The following is a 22201-nucleotide window of genomic DNA, read 5'->3' as shown; positions in this document are numbered from 1 at the left end:
CAGACGTGACCGATGTCGATTCAACGGCCTCCAACATCTCTCTCACCTGGGGCTCGCGGCCTTCGACATTGCACCTGATCGCCTTCTCGGCCGGCGTCGCACCCTCCGAGACCGCCTACGAGGCGGTGTCCGGTCCGGTCACCTTCGGTGAGCTGTACGCACGCGTCTCGGCAACGGCCCAGATCTTCATCGCACAGGGGCTCGACACCGAGGCGGCGGTCGGCGCCGGGGTCACCCAGACCGAGGCCGCGGCCGGTCGCGCGCCCGCGGAGATCGCCGACGCCACCCGGCGCGCGATCGCGCTGATCCGAGAGCGGGCCCTCGAGCTGATCGGCAGCACCGACCTCGGCTCACTGCCCGGGCTCCTCCGTTCCGCCGTTGCCCGCCACGCCGACCGGCCCGCGGTCAGCGACGCGGCCGGCACCGTACTGTCCTATCGCGAGCTCGACGAGCGTTCCGAGGTGCTGGCCGGCGCACTCCGCGCCATCGGCGCAGGTCCGGGCGGCCTCGTCGGCGTCGCGCTCGCGCGCCGTGCCGAGCTGATCGTGGCCCTGCTCGCCGTCCTCAAGACCGGGGCCGCATACCTTCCTCTCGACCGCTCCCAGCCGGTCGCGCGCGCGCAGTCGATCGTCGACGACGCCGCACCGCTGTTGGTGCTCGCCGACGCGGAACTCGCCGCGGCGTGGGACGTCATCGACGTGCGGTTCGCGGCGCCCGAGGATCTGACGGCCGGGGGAGCAGAGGCGGCACGCCCCTTCGCGAGCTCACGGTCTCCTCAGAGAGCAGAGGAACCCCTCGACGAGCGGCTGCCGGCCTACCTGATCTACACATCTGGTTCGACGGGCCGGCCGAAGGGCGTCGTCGTCTCGCATCACGAGGTCGTCGCGCTGATGAAAGCCGCGGCGGAGGAGTTCTCGTTCGGTCCGGACGACGTGTGGACGCTGTTCCACTCCTACGCATTCGACTTCTCGGTCTGGGAGATCTGGGGACCGCTGGTCACCGGCGGGCGCGTCGTCGTGGTCGACCAAGACACCACGCGCGATCCGGACGCCTTCGTCGAGCTGCTCGAGACCGAGCGGGTCACGGTGCTGAGCCAGACGCCGTCGGCCTTCTACCAGCTCATCACCGCCCAGCGGCAGAAGCAGGCCGCACTTGCGTTGCGCTACATCGTGTTCGGTGGCGAGGCGCTGAGTTTCGAGCAGGTCCGGCGCTGGTTCGACGACAACCCGGCCGATCCGGCGCAACTGGTCAACATGTACGGCATCACCGAGACCACGGTGCATGTCAGCTACCGCGCCCTGGACCGCGACGCGGTGTCGGCGGGGGACGCGTCGTTCATCGGACGGCCGCTGTCGTCGCTGGACATCCACATCCTCGATTCGCGGTTGCGGCCGGTGCCCGAGGGCGTCATCGGCGAGATGTACGTCACCGGAACGCAACTCGCGCAAGGTTATCTGCGGCGGGCCGGTCTGAGCGCCACGCGTTTCGTCGCGAACCCGTTCGCGGCCAACGGTTCCGGTGACCGCATGTACCGGACCGGCGATCTGGCGCGCCGCGTCGGCGACGACATCGAGTACCTCGGTCGGGGCGACGCCCAGGTCCAGCTCCGCGGCTTCCGCATCGAATACGGCGAGATCGAGGCCGCGCTGCTGGGCCTCGACGGGATCTCGGCGGGTGCGGCCAACGTCGTGGACCTGCCCGACCGTGGCGAGATCCTCGCCGCCTACGTGGTTCCCGAGCCGGGCGTCGAACTCGACGAACAACTCGTCCGCCGCCGAGTCGCGACCACGGTGCCGGAATACATGGTCCCCGACGTCGTCATGGCGGTCGAGCGGCTGCCGCTGACCCAGAACGGCAAACTCGATCGCGGCGCACTGCCGCGGCCGGTGCTGGCGTCGACGACCGAGTTCGTCGCGCCCGAGAACGACACCGAGGCAGCCCTGCGGGACATCTTCGCGGAGGTACTGGGTCTCGAGGACATCAGTGTCGTCGAGTCGGTGTTCGACGTCGGTGGCAACTCGCTGCTGGCCGCCCGCATCGTCGGCCGCGCCGCGGAGACGCTCGGCGTCGACCTCACCGTCCGTGACCTCTTCGACGCCCCGACGGTTCGCGACCTCGCACTGGCCGCGGCGTCGAAGCGCCCGGGGTTGCCGCCGATCGAGCCCGTCGCCGTCCGTCCGGACCGCATCCCGCTGTCGCTCGCACAGCAGCGCATGTGGTTCATCAACCGGTTCGACCCGGCCTCGCCCGCCTACAACATCCCGATGGTCCTGCGGTTGTCGGGCGACGTGGACGCCGACGCGCTGCGTGCGGCGTTGCTCGACGTCATGACGCGCCACGAGGTCCTGCGGACCACCTATCCCGAAGCCGACGGCGACGCCTATCAGCTCGTCCACGAGCCGTCGGCGGCGGCTGCGATGCTCGACTGGCGCGAGGTGCCGGAATCGGCACTGCCGCAGGTGATGCTCGGCGGGTTCGACCTGGTCGCGGAACTGCCGGTGCGCGTCGGGTTCTCCCGGATCTCGGACACCGAGGCGGTCCTCGGGATGGTGGTGCACCACATCTCGTGCGACGGCGAATCCCTGGCGCCGCTGGTGACCGACCTGATCACCGCGTACACCGCACGGGTGGCCGGGAACGCGCCCGACTTCCGGCCGCTGCCGGTCCAGATGGCCGACGTCGCCCTGTGGCAGCGTCGGGTGTTCGGCGCCGCCACCGACGACTCCTCGCTCATCGGGGCGCAGCTCCAGTACTGGGCGCGGCAACTCGACGGCGCGCCCGACGTGCTCGAGCTGCCCACCGACCGCCCACGTCCGGCCGTGGCCTCACAGCGCGGTGCACGCGTCGAATTCGGTGTGCCGCAGGAGGTCTCGGAGCGCGTTGCGCGCCTGGCCCGCGATCGCGGGCTGACCCCGTTCATGGTCGCGCATGCGGCGCTCGCGGTCCTGCTGTCGCGTCTGTCGGCGACCGAGGACATCACCGTCGGTACGCCGATCGCCGGTCGTGGCCAGTCGATCCTCGACCCGATGGTCGGGATGTTCGTCAACACGTTGGTCCTCCGGACCGGAGTCGACTCCTCGGCCGGCTTCGGTCAACTGCTCGACGACGTCCGCCGCACCGATCTCGAGGCCTTCGCGAACGCGGACATCCCCTTCGAGGCGGTCGTCGAACGGGTGAACCCGCTGCGCACCGAGGCCTACGCGCCCCTCGCGCAGGTGTGGCTCGCCTTCGACCAGTCGGCCATCGCCGACCTGGCCTCGCAGACGCTGACGATCGGCGAGGCCGGCGGCCTGGCCGTGACCCCGGCCGAACCGGACGAACTCTCCGCGCGCGTCGACCTGACCGTCGGCATCGCCGACAACGGCGACAACTGGCAGGGCTCGGTGCTCTATGCGACCGACCTGTACGACGCCGAATCGGTGCGCCTCTTCGCCGATCGGTTCGTCCGCCTTCTCGACGCACTGACCGCGGACCCGGGTGCGCCTGTCGGCGACGCCGAGCTGATGACCTCGGCCGAGCACGAGGCGATCGAACGATGGGTCGGTGCGGCTGACAGCGACGCCGGTCCCGGCCAGGTCGTCACGGTCGCGGATGCGCTGGCGGACTCGTTCGCCCGCAACGCGTCCCGCCCCGCCGTTCGCGCGGGCGGGCGCACCTACGACCATGCCGAGTACGGTGCGCTGGTCCACGCGTTCGCACGACGACTGCTCGAGCAGGGTGTCGGGCCGGATGTGGCGGTCGCGGTTGCCGTTCCGCGGTCGGTCGAGATGCTCGTCGCGATCCACGGGATCGTGCTCGCCGGCGGAACCTACGTGCCGATCGACCCGGAGGCGCCGGCCGAGGTCGTCCGCCGGCAACTGGCGCTGTCCGGTGCGTCGACGGTGGTCGTCGCCGGCGCACGTCCGAGTTGGGCCGAGGCCGCGTCCGCCGTTCCGGAGACCTTCGTCACCGTCGATCTCGACACGCTCGCGACCGCTGCGTCCGCTCCCGTCACCCCCGCGGATCGTCCGGTGGCGCTGCGCGCACAGCACCCGGTGTACACGCTGTTCACCTCGGGTTCGACCGGACAACCCAAGGGTGTGACGGTCACCCACCGGGGCCTGCACGACATGCTGTCCTGGTTCGGGGCCTACACCGGTGACCCGGCGGACGAACGGGTGCTGGTGAAGACCCCCTACACCTTCGACGCCTCGGTCTGGGAGCTGTTCTGGCCGTTCGTCGCGGGCGCCACCGCCGTGGTCGCAGCACCCGACGGCCACCGTGATCCGGCGCATCTCGCCCGGGTCATCGCCGACGAGCGGGTCACCTCCGTGCAGTTCGTGCCGTCACTGCTCGCGGTGTTCCTCGACGAGAGCTTCGATCCCGCCACCGGTCTGTCCTCGGTGCGTCAGATCTTCACCGGCGGTGAGTCACTCACCCCCGCGGTGACGCAGCAGACGCTCGCGGCCGCCCCGCACGCGGTGGTCGTCAACCAGTACGGTCCGACCGAGATGACGGTGGACGCGACGATCCGGCCCCTGGTCGAACCGGTCGAGGTCGTCACCATCGGCCGCCCGGCACCGGGCGTGACGGCCCGGGTCCTCGACAACCGCCTCCGCCCGGTGCCGCCCGGCGTCCCCGGCGAGCTGTACCTGGGTGGCGCGCAGATGGCCCGCGGGTATGCCGGCGCGCCGGCGCTGACCGCCCAGGCGTTCGTCGCCGACCCGGCCGGGCCGGCGGGCTCGCGGTTGTACCGGACCGGCGACCTCGCACGCTGGCGCGCCGACGGTGAACTCGAGTATCTCGGCCGCGCCGACTTCCAGGTCAAGATCCACGGACAGCGCATCGAACTCGGCGAGACCGAGGCAGTCCTGTCCGCCGCGCCGGGCGTGGTCGCCGCTGCTGCCGCGGTGACCACCACCTCCGCGGGCGATGCGCTCGTCGCCTACCTGACGGGCCATCCCGGCGACACCGTGGACGTCGACACGGTCCGCGCCTTCGCCGCGGAACGGTTGCTCACCCACCTGCGCCCGACGCTGTGGGTCGTGCTCGACGAGATGCCCCGTAACGCCTCCGGCAAGGTCGACCGGCGCGCGCTGCCGGCGCCCACCGTGTCCGAGTCCGAGATCGTCGAGCCGACGACGCCGACCGAGCAGGCCCTGGCCGCTGTCGTCGCCGAGGTTCTCGGGGTCGAGCGGGTGTCGGTCGTCGACTCCTTCTTCGATCTCGGCGGCAACTCCCTGGCCGCGATGCGGGTTGCGGCCCGCGCCGGTGCGGCGCTCGGCGTCGAGGTCAGCGTCCGCGACCTCTTCGACGCACCGAGCGTGCGTGAGCTAGCGCAGCGCGTCGCCGACCGCGTACCCGGCCTTCCGCCGGTCACCGCGGTGCGCCCGCGCCCGGATGAGATCCCGCTGTCCTATGCGCAGCAACGTATCTGGTTCATCAACCAGTTCGACACCAGCTCGGCGGCCTACAACATCCCGATCGCCCTGCGCCTGCGTGGCAAGCTCGACCTGGCCGCGCTGCGTGCCGCGATGGTCGACGTCGTCGAGCGTCAGGAAGTGCTCCGCACGGTGTTCCCGTCGATCGACGGCGCACCGCGACAGGTCATCGGGGACGCGACCGGTGTGGGCGCCGAACTCGACTGGGCTGTCGTCGCCGAGGAATCCGACCTGTTCGCCGCCGCCGGTGCGGGTTTCGACGTCGCCGTGCAGCGACCGATCCGCATCCGCGTGCATCGCGTCGACGACCTCGAGCACATCGTCCTCATCGTGATCCACCACATCGCCGGCGACGGCGAATCGATGCGCCCGCTCGTCACCGACGTGGTGACCGCGTATGTCGCGCGCTCGCAGGGTCGTTCGCCCGACTTCGCCGAGCTGGAGGTGCAGTTCGCCGACGTCGCGCTCTGGCAACGTCGTGAGCTCGGTTCGATCGACGACCCGGATTCGCGGGTCTCGGCGCAGGTCGACTACTGGCGCACCGCGCTGGCCGGGCTTCCCGAGGTGCTCGAACTCCCCGCCGACCGTCCGCGTCCGAAGGTCGCGTCGATGGCCGGCGCCGAAGTCGGTTTCGAGATCGACTCGGCGACAGCAGATCTCGTCCGAAATCTCGCCACCGAGCGTGGCGTCACCGAATTCATGGTCATCCATGCGGCACTGGCGGTGCTGCTGTCGCGACTCTCGGCCACCGACGACATCGCCATCGGCACCCCGATCGCCGGACGCGGCGACGCCGCGCTGGATCCGCTGGTCGGCATGTTCGTGAACACGCTCGTGCTGCGCACCGTGGTCGACCCGGCGCAGCGGTTCGCCGACCTTCTCGACGCCGTGCGGGTCACCGATCTCGACGCCTTCGCCCACGCCGATGCCCCCTTCGAGGCGGTCGTGGACGCACTCGCGCCGTCGCGTTCGGAGGCCTTCGCGCCGCTGACGCAGATCCTGCTGACCGTCGACCCCACTCCCGCGGATCCGTCCACTCTCGTCGCCGACATCGACGAGCTCGCGGTGGAAGTGGTGGAGACCGAGGAGAACTCGGCCAAGGTGGACCTGACGGTCGGACTCCGCGGGGGTCGCGCCGGGTCCTGGATCGGCCGGGTCAACTACGCCACGGACCTGTTCGACGAGGCGACGGTCGCGCGGATGATGGATCGATTCGCGCGGTTGCTGCACGAGCTGGTCACCGACGCGACCGTGCCGGTGGGTGACGCCGACCTGTTCGACACCGACGAGCGCGAGCTGCTGACCCCCGTGGGCAGTCAGCCCGCGACACCGGCCGTGCCGCTGGCCGAGCTGTTCGCCGCCGCGGTCCGGCGCGGCGGAGCGGACCGGACCGCGGTCGTCGACCCCGAGCGGTCATTGACGTACGGCGAGCTCGATGCCGCGTCGAACCGGCTGGCTCGTCACCTGCTGGATCGCGGCATCGGCCGCGGCACCCTGGTCGCGCTGCTCATCCCACGGTCGGCGGAACTGATGGTCGCGATCTGGGCGGTGGCCAAGACCGGGGCCGGGTACGTACCGATCGACCCGGATTACCCGGCGGATCGCGTGTCGCACATGATCACCGATTCCGGTGCGCGGCTCGGGCTCACGCTCGGCGACGTGGCCGGGCCCGGGATGCCCGGCGGCGAGTGGCTGGAACTGGACTCGCCGGAGCTCATCGAAGCCGTTGCGGCGACCAGTGATTCGCCTGTGACCGACGCCGACCGGCCGAGCGCGGTCGGGGCCGACGACACGGCCTACGTGATCTACACGTCCGGATCGACCGGTACGCCCAAGGGCGTCGAGGTCACCGCGGGCGGCCTGCGCAACTTCGGCGTCGAGGCCGCGGAAAAATCCGGAATCACCCCGGACTCACGCGTCCTGGGTTTCGCCTCACCCAGTTTCGACGCCTTCGTACTCGAGTACCTGCTCGCCTTCACCGTGGGTGCCTCCGTCGTGTACCGGCACCGCGACGCGGTGGCCGGTGCACCGCTCGCGGACTTCATGCGCGAGCACCGCGTGACCCATACATTCCTCACCCCGACAGTGCTCGCCTCCCTCGATCCGGCCGACCTCCCGGATCTGCACACCGTCTACGCGGGCGGTGAGGCGGTCCCGGACACCTTGCGTGACCGCTGGGCACCGCTGGTGGGCTTCCAGAACCTCTACGGACCCACCGAGACCACGATCGGTGTCGCGATCGGCCCGCCCATGCGGGTCGAGGAACCGGTCCTCGTCGGACCGCCGATCGGCGGCGTCGACCTGCTGGTGCTCGACTCCCGGCTCCGCCCAGTTCCGGTCGGGGTGGCGGGCGAACTGTACGTGAGCGGCCCGGCCCTTGCGCGCGGCTACCTCGAGCGCCGCGGTCTGACCGCGGAGCGCTTCGTCGCCAACCCCTTCGGCGCGCCGGGCGACCGGATCTATCGCACCGGGGACATCGTCCGCTGGGCCCGTGACCGCGACGGGTCGCTCTCGGTGGACTATGTCGGTCGTAGCGACGACCAGATCAAGCTTCGCGGTCTGCGTATCGAACTCGGCGAGATCGAGAGTGCGCTCGGCGATCACCCCGCGGTGGCCTCCGCGGTCGTCGTCGGCGTCGACTCCGACGGCGGGCTCGCCGCGAGTGGACAGTCGGTCGTCGCGGCGCTCGCCGCCTATGTGGTGTTGCGCGACGCAGTCGACATCGCCACGCTGCGCGAGCACCTCGCCGACCGGTTGCCGTTGTTCATGGTGCCGGCCGGGATCGTCGTGCTCGACGCACTGCCGCTGACCCCGGTGGGCAAGCTCGATCGTCGGGCACTCCCCGCGCCGACCATCGAGGTCGACTCCGATCACGTCGACGCCGAGACGCCGGTCGAGCAGCAGCTCGCCACGATCATCGCCGGACTCCTGGGTCTCGAACGCGTCAGCGTCACCGACTCCTTCTTCGTCCTCGGCGGCGATTCCATCATGTCCATCCAGGTCGCTTCGGCGGCGCGGGCCGCCGGGATCGATGTGTCGCCTCGAGACATCTTCGAGCACAAGACCGTTCGTGCGATCGCCCGCGCCGTCGGCGCCCGTGGCGAGCGGGTGCCCGCCCTCGAGGAACCCGCGGGCGGCGGGATCGGCCCGATGGCCGTGCCGCCGGTGGTCTCGTGGATCCTCGATCAGACCGACGAGGTCACCGACTTCGCCGATTTCTCCCAGTCCATGGTGCTGACCGCGCCGGCCGGACTCACCGTCGAGATCGCGCAGGAACTCCTCGCGCAGGTCGTGTCCGTACATCCCATGCTCAGCGCGGCGGTCGAACCCGGGCAGTCCGACGGCGAATGGCGCATGCGCACCGGCGTCGCGCCACTGCATCCCGGCGCCGTCACCGCCCTCGCGAGTCCGGTACGGACCGCCGACCCCGGCTTCTCCGACACCGTCGTCGCGGCCTTCGAGGACGCCTCGCGGCGTCTCGACCCGACCACCGGGCAACTCGTCGCGGCCGTCCTGGTCACCGACCCCGACGCCGCCGCACGGCTCGTCGTCGTGATCCACCACCTGGGCGTCGACGCCGTCTCGTGGCGGGTCATCATCGAGGACCTGCTGACCGCGTGGGCGCAACATCAAGGCGGCCATGCGTATTCGCTGCGACCGGAGGTCACCTCGGCGCGCGCCTTCACCGCCGCGCTCGATGCCCAGCGGGCCGGGCGATCCGACGAGCTGCGCTACTGGCTCGAACGGTCGCCGGAACGGGTCACCGACCTCGGGGCAGAGGTCGACCGCGCGCGTGACCGCATGTCGACCACCGAGACCGTGGTGCACACGGTCGGCTCGTCGGTGACCGAGGCGCTGCTGACCTCGGTGCCGACCGCCTTCCGCGGCAACGTCAACGACGCTCTCGTGGCTGCTCTGGCGCGCGCCGTCCGGTCGTGGCAGCAGGCCCGGGGCATCGCCGACGACCGGCCGGTGACCATCCTGCTCGAGGGGCACGGCCGATACGAGGAAGCGCTGCTACGCGGAACCGATCCGCGGACCGTGGATCTGTCCCGGACCGTCGGGTGGTTCACGACCATCGCGCCGATGGCCGTCGACGTGCGCGGCGATGCCGTGCACACGGTCAAGCTCGCCAAGGAGGAGCGGGTCGGCCAGCCCGACAACGGGATCGGTTACGGGCTCCTCCGCTATGGCGACACCGAGCTGTCCCGGCGGCCGTTGCCGAGCATCGGATTCAACTACCTCGGCAACGTCACGGGGACCGGGGCCGGCGGCGAGAACGCCTCGGCCGTGGGCGAGGCGGGCATGCCGTTCCTGCCCGACCCCGCCGCACCGCGACTGCCCGGCACGGTCACCGGCGCCATGGTCGTGCCGAACCTGCTGAGCATCAACGCGGGAACCGCGATCGGCGACAGCGGTCGCGAGTTCGTCGCGGGATTCACCTTCCCGCGCGGTGCGATCGACACCGAGGCGGTCGACGACCTCGCGCGGCGTTGGGACGCCGAGCTCGCGACCATCGTCGACGAGATCGCCCGCGTCGGCGATCCGGGACTCTCCCCGTCGGATGTCCTCGGTGCGCGCGTCACCCAGGACGATCTCGATCACCTGGCCCGGCGGTATCCGGGCGCAGACGTGTGGCCGCTGTCGCCGTTGCAGCGCGGCCTGCAGTTCCAGGCCGAACTCGCCGCGGCGGGCCGCGAAGCCGGGGCGGTCGACGTCTACACCGCGCAGGCGGTTCTCACGCTCAAGGGCGAGGTCGACGCCACCCGTCTCGCCGAGGCCGTGCGCGCGGTCTTCGCCCGCCATCGGGTACTGCGCTCCAGTTTCGTCCGGGTACCCAGCGGCGAGGTCGTCGCGGTGGTTCCGGAGAACATCGAGATCCCCTGGCGAACAGTGGATGCCAACAGCGGCGACGATGCGATCGCCGCAGTCGCGCAGGTCGAACGCGCGACGCCGTTCGACCTCGAGTCCGGCCCGCTCATGCGGTTCGTCCTCGTCCGCAGTGGCACGCGCTCGACGTTGGTCGTCACCAGCCACCACATCCTGATCGACGGCTGGTCGAGCCCGCTGATCATGGCCGACCTATTCGCGCTGTACGCCACCGGTCAGACCTACACCGGCACCGTCGCCGCCGAATCCGGGGCTCGGGGAGACTACTTCGACTACCTGCGGTACATCGCCGCCTCCGACACCGAAGCGGGACTGGCGGCCTGGCGGTCGGTGCTGTCCGCCGTCGACGAGCCGACCCTCGTCGGCTCCGGCCGCGAGGCGACCTCCGATCAGCTTCCGCGCGATCACAGCGTGCTGCTCCCGGCCGAGATCACCTCCGCCGTCGAAGACCTCACGCGCGCACGGGGAGTCACCGTCTCGACGGTGATGCAGTTCGCCTGGGCGGTGCTGCTCTCGCGCATCACCGGTCAGCGCACGGTCGTCTTCGGCGAGACGGTCTCCGGACGTCCGGCCGATCTGGACGGCGTCGAGACGATGGTCGGCCTCTTCATCAACACCCTGCCCGCGGTCGCGGACGTCGACCCGGGCGCCCGCGCCGCCGACGTCCTGGACGCGCTGCAGGCTTCGAAGGTCGCGGTGCTCGACCACCAGCACCTCGGACTGCCCGAGCTGACCGCACTCGTCGGTCGCGGACAGCTGTTCGACACCCTCGCGGTGCACGAGTCCTACCCGGTCGACGCCCAGTCCCTGAAGCAGGGGGCCGACGCCGGCGGCATCGGGATCGAGGATCTCGACGCCACCGACTCGACCCACTACCCGCTCAACCTGGTGACCGGCGTGGTCGGCGACCAGATCGAGCTGAAACTGAAGTATCTGCCCGCCTCCTTCGACGAGCGGCAGGTGCAGGTGTACTCGGATGCGTTGATCCGCATCCTCACTACCCTCGTCGCCGACCCGGCAACCGAGGTCGGGGCCATCTCCCTGCTCGACGACGCCGAGTACCGCAGCGAGCTCAAGCCGCCGGTGACCCGGACCCGCAACACCGACGTCTCGCTCGCCGAGTTGTTCGCGCGGGCAGCGCGCACCCACGCCGATCGTCCGGCGGTCACCGACACCACGTCCACACTCGACTACCGCGAGATCGACGAGCGTTCCGCCGCGGTCGCCGCGGCCCTGCACGCGCGTGGGGTGTCCACCGGCGATCTCGTCGCCGTGGCGACCTCCCGCGGTGTCGATCTCGTCTCCTCGATCCTGGGTGTGTTGCGTTCCGGCGCGGGCTATCTGCCGCTGGACACCACCAATCCCGTCGACCGTCTGCGCTTCATCGTCTCCGATGCCGCGCCGAGCGCGGTGATCATCGACGACACGACCGCGGACTTCGAACTGTTGTCCCAGTTGGGCACCACGCCGGTGGTGTCGGTCGCGCAGCTGGTCGCCGAGGGTGCCGCTGCGAGTCCGGAACCGGTTACAGTTCATCCCGATTCGCGTGCCTACGTGATCTACACGTCGGGTTCCACGGGCCGGCCCAAGGGTGTCGAGGTCACCCACCGCGACGTGGTGACCCTGATGGACACCGCCGCAGGTGATTTCGACATCGACGAGACGGACGTGTGGACGATGTTCCACTCGTACGCGTTCGACTTCTCGGTCTGGGAGCTGTGGGGACCGCTGCTGACCGGTGGCCGCTTGGTCCTGGTCGACCGGGACCTGGCGCGGGCGCCGGAGGAGTTCCTCGACCTGCTCGCCCGCGAACGGGTCACCGTGCTGAGCCAGACGCCGTCGGCGTTCTACCAGCTCGCCGAGACCCGCCGACGCCGCGACACCCCGCTGTCGTTGCGCTACATCGTGTTCGGCGGCGAGGCACTCAGCTTCGAGCAGGTGCGGCGCTGGTTCGACGATCATCCGGACGAGACCACGACGCTGGTCAACATGTACGGCATCACCGAGACGACCGTGCACGTCAGTTTCCGGCCGCTCGACCCGCAATCGGTGGCGGCCGACGACGCGAGCTTCATCGGTCGTCCGCTGTCGTCGCTGGCCATCCACGTGCTCGACACCCGGCTGCGGCCGGTCCCCGAGGGCATCGTGGGCGAGATGTACGTCACCGGTGGGCAACTGGCGCAGGGCTACTTGAAACGCGCCGGGCTGTCGTCGACGCGTTTCGTCGCGTCACCCTACGGCGAGCCCGGAACCCGCATGTACCGCACCGGCGACCTCGCCCGTCGCGTGGGCGACGACATCGAGTACCTCGGCCGCGGCGATGCACAGGTGCAGTTGCGCGGCTATCGGATCGAGTTCGGTGAGATCGAGGCGGCACTCCTGGCAGTCCCGGGTGTGAGCGCGGCCGCGGCGCGTGTCGTCGACATCCCCGGTCGCGGTGAGCAACTCATCGGTTACCTGGTTCGCGACGCGCAGGACGCGGTCGACGCGACCGAGGTCCGGCGCATCGCCGGCCGCGCGGTGCCGTCGTACATGGTCCCGGACCAGATCATCGACGTCGACACCCTGCCGCTCACCGCGAACGGCAAACTCGACCGCGACGCCCTTCCGGTACCCGACTCGGCCACCGTGGTCGAGGAGATCGTCGCGCCCACCGGCCCGCAGGAGACCGCGGTCGCGCAGGTCTTCGCCGAGGTGCTCGGAGTCGACGAGATCGGTGTCACGACAAGCTTCTTCGACCTCGGTGGTAATTCGCTGTCCGCGACCCGCCTCGCCTCGCGCGTCGCCGATGCACTCGGTACCGAGGTCTCGGTGCGGGACGTGTTCGAGGCGCCGTCCGTCCGCGACCTCGTCGAGGCAGTCGCCGGACGCGGCGCGAATCTGCCACCCGTGGTGGCGGTGTCGCCGCGCCCGGACCGGATCCCGCTGTCGTTCGCGCAGCGCCGGATCTGGTTCATCAACCGGTTCCAGCCCGACTCGGTCGCCTACAACATCCCGGCGGTACTGCGCCTGACGGGTCCGCTCGACACCCACGCGCTCCGCGCCGCCATCGTCGACGCGGTGGAGCGGCACGAGGTGCTCCGCACGACCTTCCCCGACGACGCCGGCGAGCCGTATCAGCTGATCCACCCCACCGGCGAGGTCGATACGCGACTCGACTGGGCGCTGGTGGACTCCGCCGACGAGCTCGAACTCGCCGCGGGAACCGGATTCGACGTCACCGCCCAGTGGCCACTGCGGGCCCGACTGTGGCGAGTCGACGACACCGAGGCGGTACTCGCGATCATCCTCCACCACATCGGTGCAGACGGTGAGTCGCTGGCGCCGCTGGTCTCCGACGTCGTCACCTCGTACCAGGCGCGCAGCCGGGGGTCCGAGCCGGAGTTCGGCCCGCTGGCGGTGCAGTTCGCCGACTACGCGATCTGGCAGCACGACGTCCTCGGCGACCCCGATGACCCGGACTCGATCATCGGTCGCCAGCTCGGGTACTGGACGGCCCAGCTCGCCGGACTGCCGGAGGTCCTCGAACTCCCGGCGGATCGTCCCCGTCCGGCGGTGGCGTCCAACCACGGTGCACACCACAGCCTGCAGATCCCCGCAGACGTCGCCGCGGCCATCGACGCCCTGCGCGCCGAGCGGGGGATGACCTCCTTCATGGTGGTCCACGCCGCCCTCGCGGTCGTCCTCGCCCGGCTGTCGGCCACCGAGGACATCGCGGTCGCCACCCCGATCGCGGGACGTGGGCAGCGTGCCCTCGACCCACTCGTCGGCATGTTCGTCAACACCCTCGTCCTCCGCTCCGAGGTACGGCCGGGCATGAGTTTCGACGAGTTGCTCGCCGCGGTCCGCGCTACCGACCTGGATGCGTTCGCGCACGCCGACGTGCCGTTCGAGGCCCTGGTGGAGCGAGTCAATCCGGTTCGCTCGGAGGCATTCTCGCCGCTCGCCCAGGTGATGCTGTCGTTCGATCCGGCGATGACGGCCGGTGCGGTCGTCGACACGGTGACCGAACTGGGGATCGCGCCGGTCGAGCGGGACTCGGTCGCCGCCCAGATGGACATGACGGTCACCGTGACCGCGACATCGGACGCCGCGTGGGACGTCTCGCTGATCTACGCGACCGATCTGTTCGACGAACCGACGATCGCCGAATTCGGCGCGCGCTTCGTCGAGGTGCTGCGCCGACTCGTCACGTCTCCCGCCGCCCCGGTGGGTGACACCACCCTGCTCGACGATGCCGCGCACGCACAGATCGAGAGCGCCGAGTCGGGCGCCGAGTCCGACGTTCCCGCTGTCACCCTGCCCGACGCCCTCGTCGCCCGGGTCGCGGAGAACCCGGGCGCGCGAGCGCTGTCGTTCGGCGGCCGGTCGGTGCGGTACGGGGAGTTCGGTGCTCAGGTGTGGACCCTCGCCCGAACCCTGCTCGCCTCCGGCGTGCGGCCCGGAAGCGCAGTCGCCGTGTGCCTTCCGCGTTCAATCGAGATGATGGTGGCCATCCACGCCGTCGTCGCCGCGGGCGGGCACTACGTACCCGTCGATCCGACCGCGCCCCGCGATCGCGCGGCCTACATGGTCGAGACCGCGGGTGTGCGTCACGTCCTGGTCGCGGCCGGTCCTGTGCCGGAATCAATTGCGGGATTGGGTGAATCGGTCTCGGTTGTCGTGGTCGACGCGACCGCCGAGGTCGATCTCGCCACCGCACCGGTCACCGACGACGAACGGCTCGCGCCCCTGCAGCCCGCCGATGCGGCGTACACGTTGTTCACGTCGGGGTCGACGGGTCGGCCGAAGGGTGTGACGGTGTCGCATGCGGCGATCGTGAACCGTCTGGAGTGGATGCGGGACTGGTATTCGATCAAGGACTCGGATGTCTTCGTGCAGAAGACCCCGGTGACGTTTGATGTGTCGGTGTGGGAGTTGTTCCTGCCGTTCGCGGTGGGGGCGACGTTGGTGGTGGCCGAACCGGAGCGGCATGGTGATCCGCGGTATCTGGCGGAGTTGATCACGGCTGAGCGGGTGTCGGTCATCCATTTCGTGCCGTCGATGTTGTCGGTGTTCCTGGATGTCCTGGGCGATCGGGTGGGTGAGCTGTCGTCGTTGCGGTTGACGTTCACCTCGGGTGAGGCGTTGACCGCGCCGGTGGCGCAGGCGTTGGTGGCGGCGTTGCCGGGCAACGAGGTCCACAATCTGTACGGTCCGACCGAGGCGGCGGTGGACGTGACCGCTCATCAGGTGCGGGCGGGGGAGACGTCGGTGCCGATCGGCGTCCCCGTGCCCAATACTGCTGTACGAGTTTTGGATTCGCGCCTGCACCGGGTGCCGGTCGGCGTCCCCGGTGAGCTGTACCTGTCGGGTGTCCAGCTGGCGCGGGGATACGCGTCGCGCCCCGATCTCACTGCGGATCGCTTCGTCGCCGATCCGTACGCCGCGCCGGGCGGCCGGATGTACCGGACCGGTGACCTCGTCCGCTGGAATGCGCGTGGCCAGCTGGAATACCTGGGCCGCACGGACTTCCAGGTGAAGCTCCGCGGCCAGCGACTCGAGCTCGGCGAGGTCGAGACGGTTCTGGCGTCCGTACCGGGCGTGGTCCACGCCGCCGCGACGGTGGCCGAGTCGCCTCGCTCGGGACAGCATCTGGTGGCCTACTTCGCCCCCGACACCGTGTCCACGGACGCGGTCAAGGCGGCCGTGGTCCGGGAACTGCCGGAGTACATGCGTCCCACGGTGTGGATGCCGCTGCCCGACATCGCCCTCAACAGCTCGGGCAAGATCGACCGGAAATCCCTGCCGCAGCCGCACTTCGGCAGCGGCGAGACAGTCGCTCCCACCACCCCCGTCGAGGAGTCGGTGGCCGCTGTCTTCGCCGATGTCCTCGGTGTCGACCGGGTGGGCGTGACCGACAGCTTCTTCGACCTCGGCGGCAACTCGCTGTCGGCGATGCGCCTGGCCGCGCGCGTCGGCGACGTGCTCGGCACCGAGATCACGGTCCGGGACCTCTTCGATGCGCCGAACGTCCGCGACTTGATCGCGTCCGGGTCGCGGCACGCCCACGGACGCGCCCCGATCGTCGCGGTGTCGCCTCGCCCCGAACGCATCCCGCTGTCGTTCGCACAGCAGCGCATGTGGTTCATCAACCAGTTCGATCCGAGCCTGCCCACCTACAACATCCCGGCCGTCGTCCGGATGTCGGGCCGGCTCGATGTCGAGGCACTGCGCGCGGCGATCGCCGATGTGGTGGTACGGCACGAGGTGCTGCGGACGACGTTCCCGCAGGACGCCGAGGGTCCGCACCAGGTGATCGCCGATGCCGACCAGATGCCCGCGCATCTCGATTTCTCGCAGGTGCGTACCCAGGGCGACTTCGAGGCCGAGGTGTCCCGCGGCTTCGACGTGGCCGCCCAGTGGCCGGTCCGCGCGTGCCTGTGGCAGATCGACGCCGACACCCACGTCCTGGGCCTCGTCACCCATCACATCGCCTCCGACGGCGAGTCGCTGCAGCCGCTGGTCGCCGACATGGTGACGGCCTACGTCGCGCGCAGCGCCGGGGAGACCCCGACGTTCGTCCCGCTCGAGGTGCAGTTCGCCGACTTCGCGATCTGGCAGCACGAGCAGCTCGGTTCAGCCGACGACCCCGAGTCCGTCCTCGGCCGGCAGCTCGCCCACTGGACCGGCCGCCTGGCCGGCCTTCCCGACGTGCTGGAGCTTCCGGCCGACCGCCCGCGCCCGGCGATCGCCACCGCCCGGGGCGGCCGCATCGGCTTCGAGATCCCGGCCGACGTCGCCGAGGCGGTGGCCGGCGCCGCTCGTGCGCACGGTGTCACCCCGTTCATGGTCGTGCACGCGGCCCTCGCGGTGCTCCTCGCGCGCCTCTCGGCCACCGACGACATCGCGATCGCCACACCGGTCGCGGGGCGCGGATCGCGGGTGCTCGATCCGCTCGTCGGCATGTTCGTCAACACCCTGGTACTGCGGTCGCGCGTGGTGCCCGGCATGACGGTCGACGAGTTGCTGGCCCAGGTCCGGGCCACCGATCTCGACGCCTTCACCAACGCCGACATCCCGTTCGAGACCCTCGTCGAACATCTGGATCCGATCCGCTCCGAGGCGTTCGCACCGCTCGCCCAGGTCATGCTGACCATGGACCAGTCGCTGCTGTCCGGGGCCGTACTGCCGGTCGACGGCGGCGGTTCCGCCGACGTGCCCGAACTCGCCGGACTGTCCATCACGCCGGTCGACCCGCCACAGGTCTCGGCGCAACTCGACCTGGCCGTCGCCGTTGCGGCCGATGTCCCCGGCCGCGCGTGGTCGGGCACGGTCATCTACGCGCAGGACCTGTTCGACCCCGAGACGGTGACCGAACTCGCGACCCGGCTGGTGTCGGTGCTGAGCGATCTCGCCGGCGCCGGGCGCCTATCCCGTGCGGTGGGCGACCTCGCACTGGTCTCCGCCGACGACCGCGCGCGCGTCGCCGAGTGGTCCGTGGGGCAGTCGGCGACCTTCGGCCGGTCGGTGATCGCCGAGGCGGTGGCCGACGGTGTCGCCGCACACGCGGCACAGATCGCGGTGCGGTTCGCCGACCGTGAGGTCACCTACCGTGAATTCGGTTCCCGCGTCGCCGATCTCGCGCGGGTACTGATCGGATCCGGAGTGGGGCCGGACGTCGCCGTCGGTGTCTGCATCGACCGGTCGGTGGAGATGGTCGTCGCCGTGCACGCCGTCCTCGCCGCCGGTGGCCAATACGTCCCCATCGATCCCGGAGCGCCCACCGACCGCGTCGAGTACATGGTCGACACCGCCCAGGCGCGGATCGTGCTGGTGGCCGCGGGAACCCGGCCGCCCGCGATCGACGGCCTCGGCGACCGCGTGCAGGTCGTCGAGGTGGACACCTCGACGCCGCCGACGGAAGCCGCGCCGGTCGCCGACGCCGAGCGTCTGGCGCCGTTACGCGGTGACCACGCCGCATACACGCTCTTCACCTCCGGTTCGACCGGCCGCCCCAAGGGCGTGACGGTGTCGCATACCGCCGTGATGAACCGCCTCTTATGGGGACTCGGGGAGTTCGCCTGGGCAGTCGGCGACCGCGTCGTGCAGAAGACGCCGTACACGTTCGACGTCTCGGTGCCGGAGTTGTTCGGCCCGCTTCTGACCGGCGCGACGATGGTCGTCGCCCGTCCGGGCGGACACACCGATCCGGAGTACCTGGCCGACCTGATCGTCGAGACCCGGGCCACCTCGGTGCACTTCGTGCCCTCGATGATGTCGATCTTCCTCGACCTCGTCCCGGATGCTCGGTTCGCCGAGTTCTCATCGCTCCGTTGGGTGTTCGCGTCCGGCGAGGCGCTGCCCCCGGCCGTCGTCGCCCGGCTGCACGCCCTGCTGCCGCAGGTGCAGATCGTCAACCTCTTCGGTCCGACCGAGGCGGCGGTCGAGGTCGCCGTCGCGGACGTGACCTCGGCGCCCGCGCTCATCCCGATCGGCGTGCCGGTGGCGAACACGTCCACCTGGGTCCTCGACGCCCGGCTGCGGCCGGTGCCTGCCGGTGTCCCGGGTGAGCTCTACCTCGGTGGCGTACAGCTGGCGCGCGGTTACGCAGCGCGCTCCGACCTGTCCGCCGAGCGTTTCGTCGCCGACCCCTTCGGCGCGCCGGGCTCCCGGCTGTACCGCACCGGCGACCTGGTGCGGTGGCAGGCCGACGGCTCGCTGGAATACCTGGGCCGCACCGACTTCCAGGTGAAGTTGCGTGGCCAGCGCATCGAACTCGGCGAGATCGAGTCGGTGATCGCGGCCGTCGACGGCGTCGTGCACACCGCCGTGACGGTCGCCAAGGCCCCGACCGGCGCCGACCATCTGGTCGGTTACGTGGCACCGGAGGACGTCGACCTCGACTCGGTCAAGGCGGCCGTGGCGGCGGAGCTGCCGGAGTACATGCGACCCACGGTCTGGGTCACGGTTCCGTTCCTGGAACTCAACACCGCGGGAAAGATCGATCGGAAGGCGTTGCCCGAGCCCGACTTCGGCGTGCACACCGAGGACTATGTGGCGCCGGCGAGCTCGACCGAGGAAACGCTGGCCGCAATCGTCGCGCACCTGATCGGTGTCGACCGCGTGTCGGTCACCGAGTCGTTCTTCGCTCTGGGTGGCGACTCGATCATGTCGATTCAGCTGGCCTCGGCGGCGCGGGCCGCCGGTCTCGACCTGTCCCCGCGCGAGATCTTCGAACTCCGCACGATCCGGGCGATGGCCGCGACGGCCGACAGCGGTGCCGCACGCCTGGAGATGCTGGAGGAGGGCGACCCGGCCGGCGTCGGTCAGGTCACGGTGTCGCCGGTCGTCCACTGGATGATCGAGCATTCCCAGGATCCCGCCGACTTCGCCGACTTCGTGCAGGCGGCCGTGCTGCTGGCGCCGGAGGACCTCGACCTCGCCCGCATGAGCGAACTGCTCGCCGCGGCCGTCGCCGCGCATCCGATGCTCACCGCGACGCTGATCGAGACCGAAGACGGCTGGCAGTCGGTCGCGGGCAACGGCTTCGACGCAACCGAGGCCGTCATCGGCGTCACGAGCACCGCGGCGATCGGCACCGCCGGGTTCGACGCCGATCTGCGCGCCGCGTTCCGGACCATCTCGGCCACGCTGGATCCGGCGACCGGCCGTCTCGCGCGTGCCGCAATCGTCCGGGACCCCGACAGCGCCGGACGCGTGCTCGTCGTGATCCACCACCTCGGCATCGACGCCGTGTCGTGGCCGGTCCTGATCGAGGACCTGGTCACCGGCTGGGCCCAGCTGTCCAGTGGTCGCGACATCGATCTGCGAGCGGAACAGACGAGTGCCCTGGCCTGGACCAATGCTCTTGCGGCGAGGACTGATTCGTGGTCGGGACAGGTCGGCCACTGGCTCAACCGGCTGCCTGCCCGGCCCACCTCGCTGGGCGTCGAGCTGGACCGGGACCGAGACCGTATGTCCACCGAACGCCTCGTCTCCGTCGAGATCGACGCCGACGTCACGGCGGCGGTGCTGACCTCGGTGCCCGAGGCATTCGGGGGCAACGTCAACGACGTTCTCCTGGGGGCGTTCGCACGCGCCGTCCGGTCGTGGCAGACCCATCGCGAGGTCGCCGACACCGCACCGGTCACGGTCCTCACCGAGGGGCACGGGCGATACGAAGAGGTACTCGCCACCGGGCCGTCGCCGCGCCGCGCCGACCTGTCCCGGTCGGTGGGCTGGTTCACCACGCTGGTCCCGGTGTCCCTCGACCCGGGCGAGGACGTCGTGCACGCGGTCAAGGCGGCCAAGGAGGAACGACTGGCCCAGCCGGACAACGGCATCGGGTTCGGCTGGTTGCGGTACGGGCCCGGAGCCGACGCCGAACTCGCGTCACGACCGCTGCCGACCATCTCGTTCAACTACTTCGGCGCAGGCAGCGGGGCCGCTGCCGCCCAGACCGACGCCCTGCCGTTCACCAACGCGCCCGACGCGCCGGTCCTCGGCTCGTCCGCGTCCGGCGCGATGGTGTCGCTGGCCGCGCTCGGTGTCACCGTCACCACGTCGCACGACGCGGACGGCAGGCGAAAGCTGGTGGCCGGGGCCAACTTCCCGGATGCGCTCTTCACCGAGGACGAGATCGACGCGCTGTTCGGACTGTGGGCGCACGAGCTGTCGGCCGTCGTCGACCTGGTCCGGGCGGGCACGTCGATCGGACTGTCGCCGTCTGACGTGCCGGGCACCGAACTCACCCAACACGAACTCGACGCACTGGCGGCGTCCCACCCGGGCGCGGACATCTGGCCGCTGACGCCGTTGCAGCGGGGACTGCACTTCCAGGCCGAGCTCGCGCAGGGCGGTATCTCCGAAGGCGCCGTCGATGTCTATGTGACGCAGGCGATCCTGACGCTGGGCGGTGATGTGGATGTGACGTCGCTCCAGCGCGCGGCGCAGGCACTGTTCACCCACCACCGCGTGCTGCGATCGGGATATGTGCGCACTGCGGGTGGAACCGTCGTCGCGGTCGTGCCACCGTCGGTGGAAATCCCGTGGGACGTCGTGGACCGCAGTACGCCGGTCGCCGGCGCAGCACCCGAAGACCTCGACACGGTCGTCGCGGAACTCGCCGATGCACAACGGATCCGTCCGTTCGACCTCGCGTCGCCGCCACTCGTCCGCTTCGTGGTGGTCCGTGGACCGGACACCACCCGGGTCATCGTCACCAACCACCACATCATCCTGGACGGATGGTCCGGCCCGCTGGTTCTCGCTGATCTGTTGTCCCTGTACGCAACCGGGCAGACATATACGGGACAGGTTGCCCGGACCACCCAGGACTTCGCCGACTACCTGCGCCGTATCAACGGGACCGATCAGGCAGCCGGTGTGGCTGCCTGGGCGCACATCCTCGCCGACGTGGACGAACCGACGCTGGTCGCCCCGGGCGTCGAGGCCACCGCGGACACGCTCCCGCAGCGGCATGACGTGGTGGTCGATGCTCGCGTCGCCTCGGCGGTCGACGCGCTCACGCGCGACCACGGCATCACCACGGCGACCGCGCTGCAGGTGGCATGGGCGATCCTGCTGTCGCGGCTGACGGGCAACCGGGTGGTCACGTTCGGCGAAACCGTCTCGGGGCGGCCGTCGGATCTCGATGGAGTCGAGTCGATGGTCGGCCTGTTCATCAACACGCTGCCCGCGGTCGTCGACGTCGATCCGCAGTCCTCGGTTCTGGACATCCTCGCCGACGTACAGGCGAAGAAGGTGACGGTCCTCGATCACCAACACCTGGGGTTGTCCGACATCCTCTCGTCGGTCACGTCACCGGTGGCGTTCGACACGCTCGCGGTGCATGAGTCGTACCCGGTCGACGTCGAATCGATCTCCGAGGTGGACACCGGCCAAGGGGT

Annotated in this window: 1 protein-coding gene (cut by a window edge); it reads left to right on the top strand. The window is 70.4% G+C overall.

Annotation, left to right across the window (positions count from 1 at the left end; all coding sequences use genetic code 11):
- The first annotated feature begins 5 nt into the window (after positions 1–5).
- Positions 6–22201, top strand: partial view of a non-ribosomal peptide synthase/polyketide synthase gene (locus tag Q9R39_RS03055; RefSeq protein WP_311277077.1) — the 5' portion only. Its footprint extends 17965 nt past the window's final position; only the first 22196 of its 40161 coding nucleotides appear in the window; its start codon is at positions 6–8; the stop codon falls past the right edge of the window.

The organism is Gordonia sp. AC31 (assembly GCF_031844505.1).
Taxonomy (GTDB): domain Bacteria; phylum Actinomycetota; class Actinomycetes; order Mycobacteriales; family Mycobacteriaceae; genus Gordonia; species Gordonia hongkongensis.
Note: the sequence above shows the minus strand (reverse complement) of the source record. Positions and strands in the feature narration are given on the sequence as shown.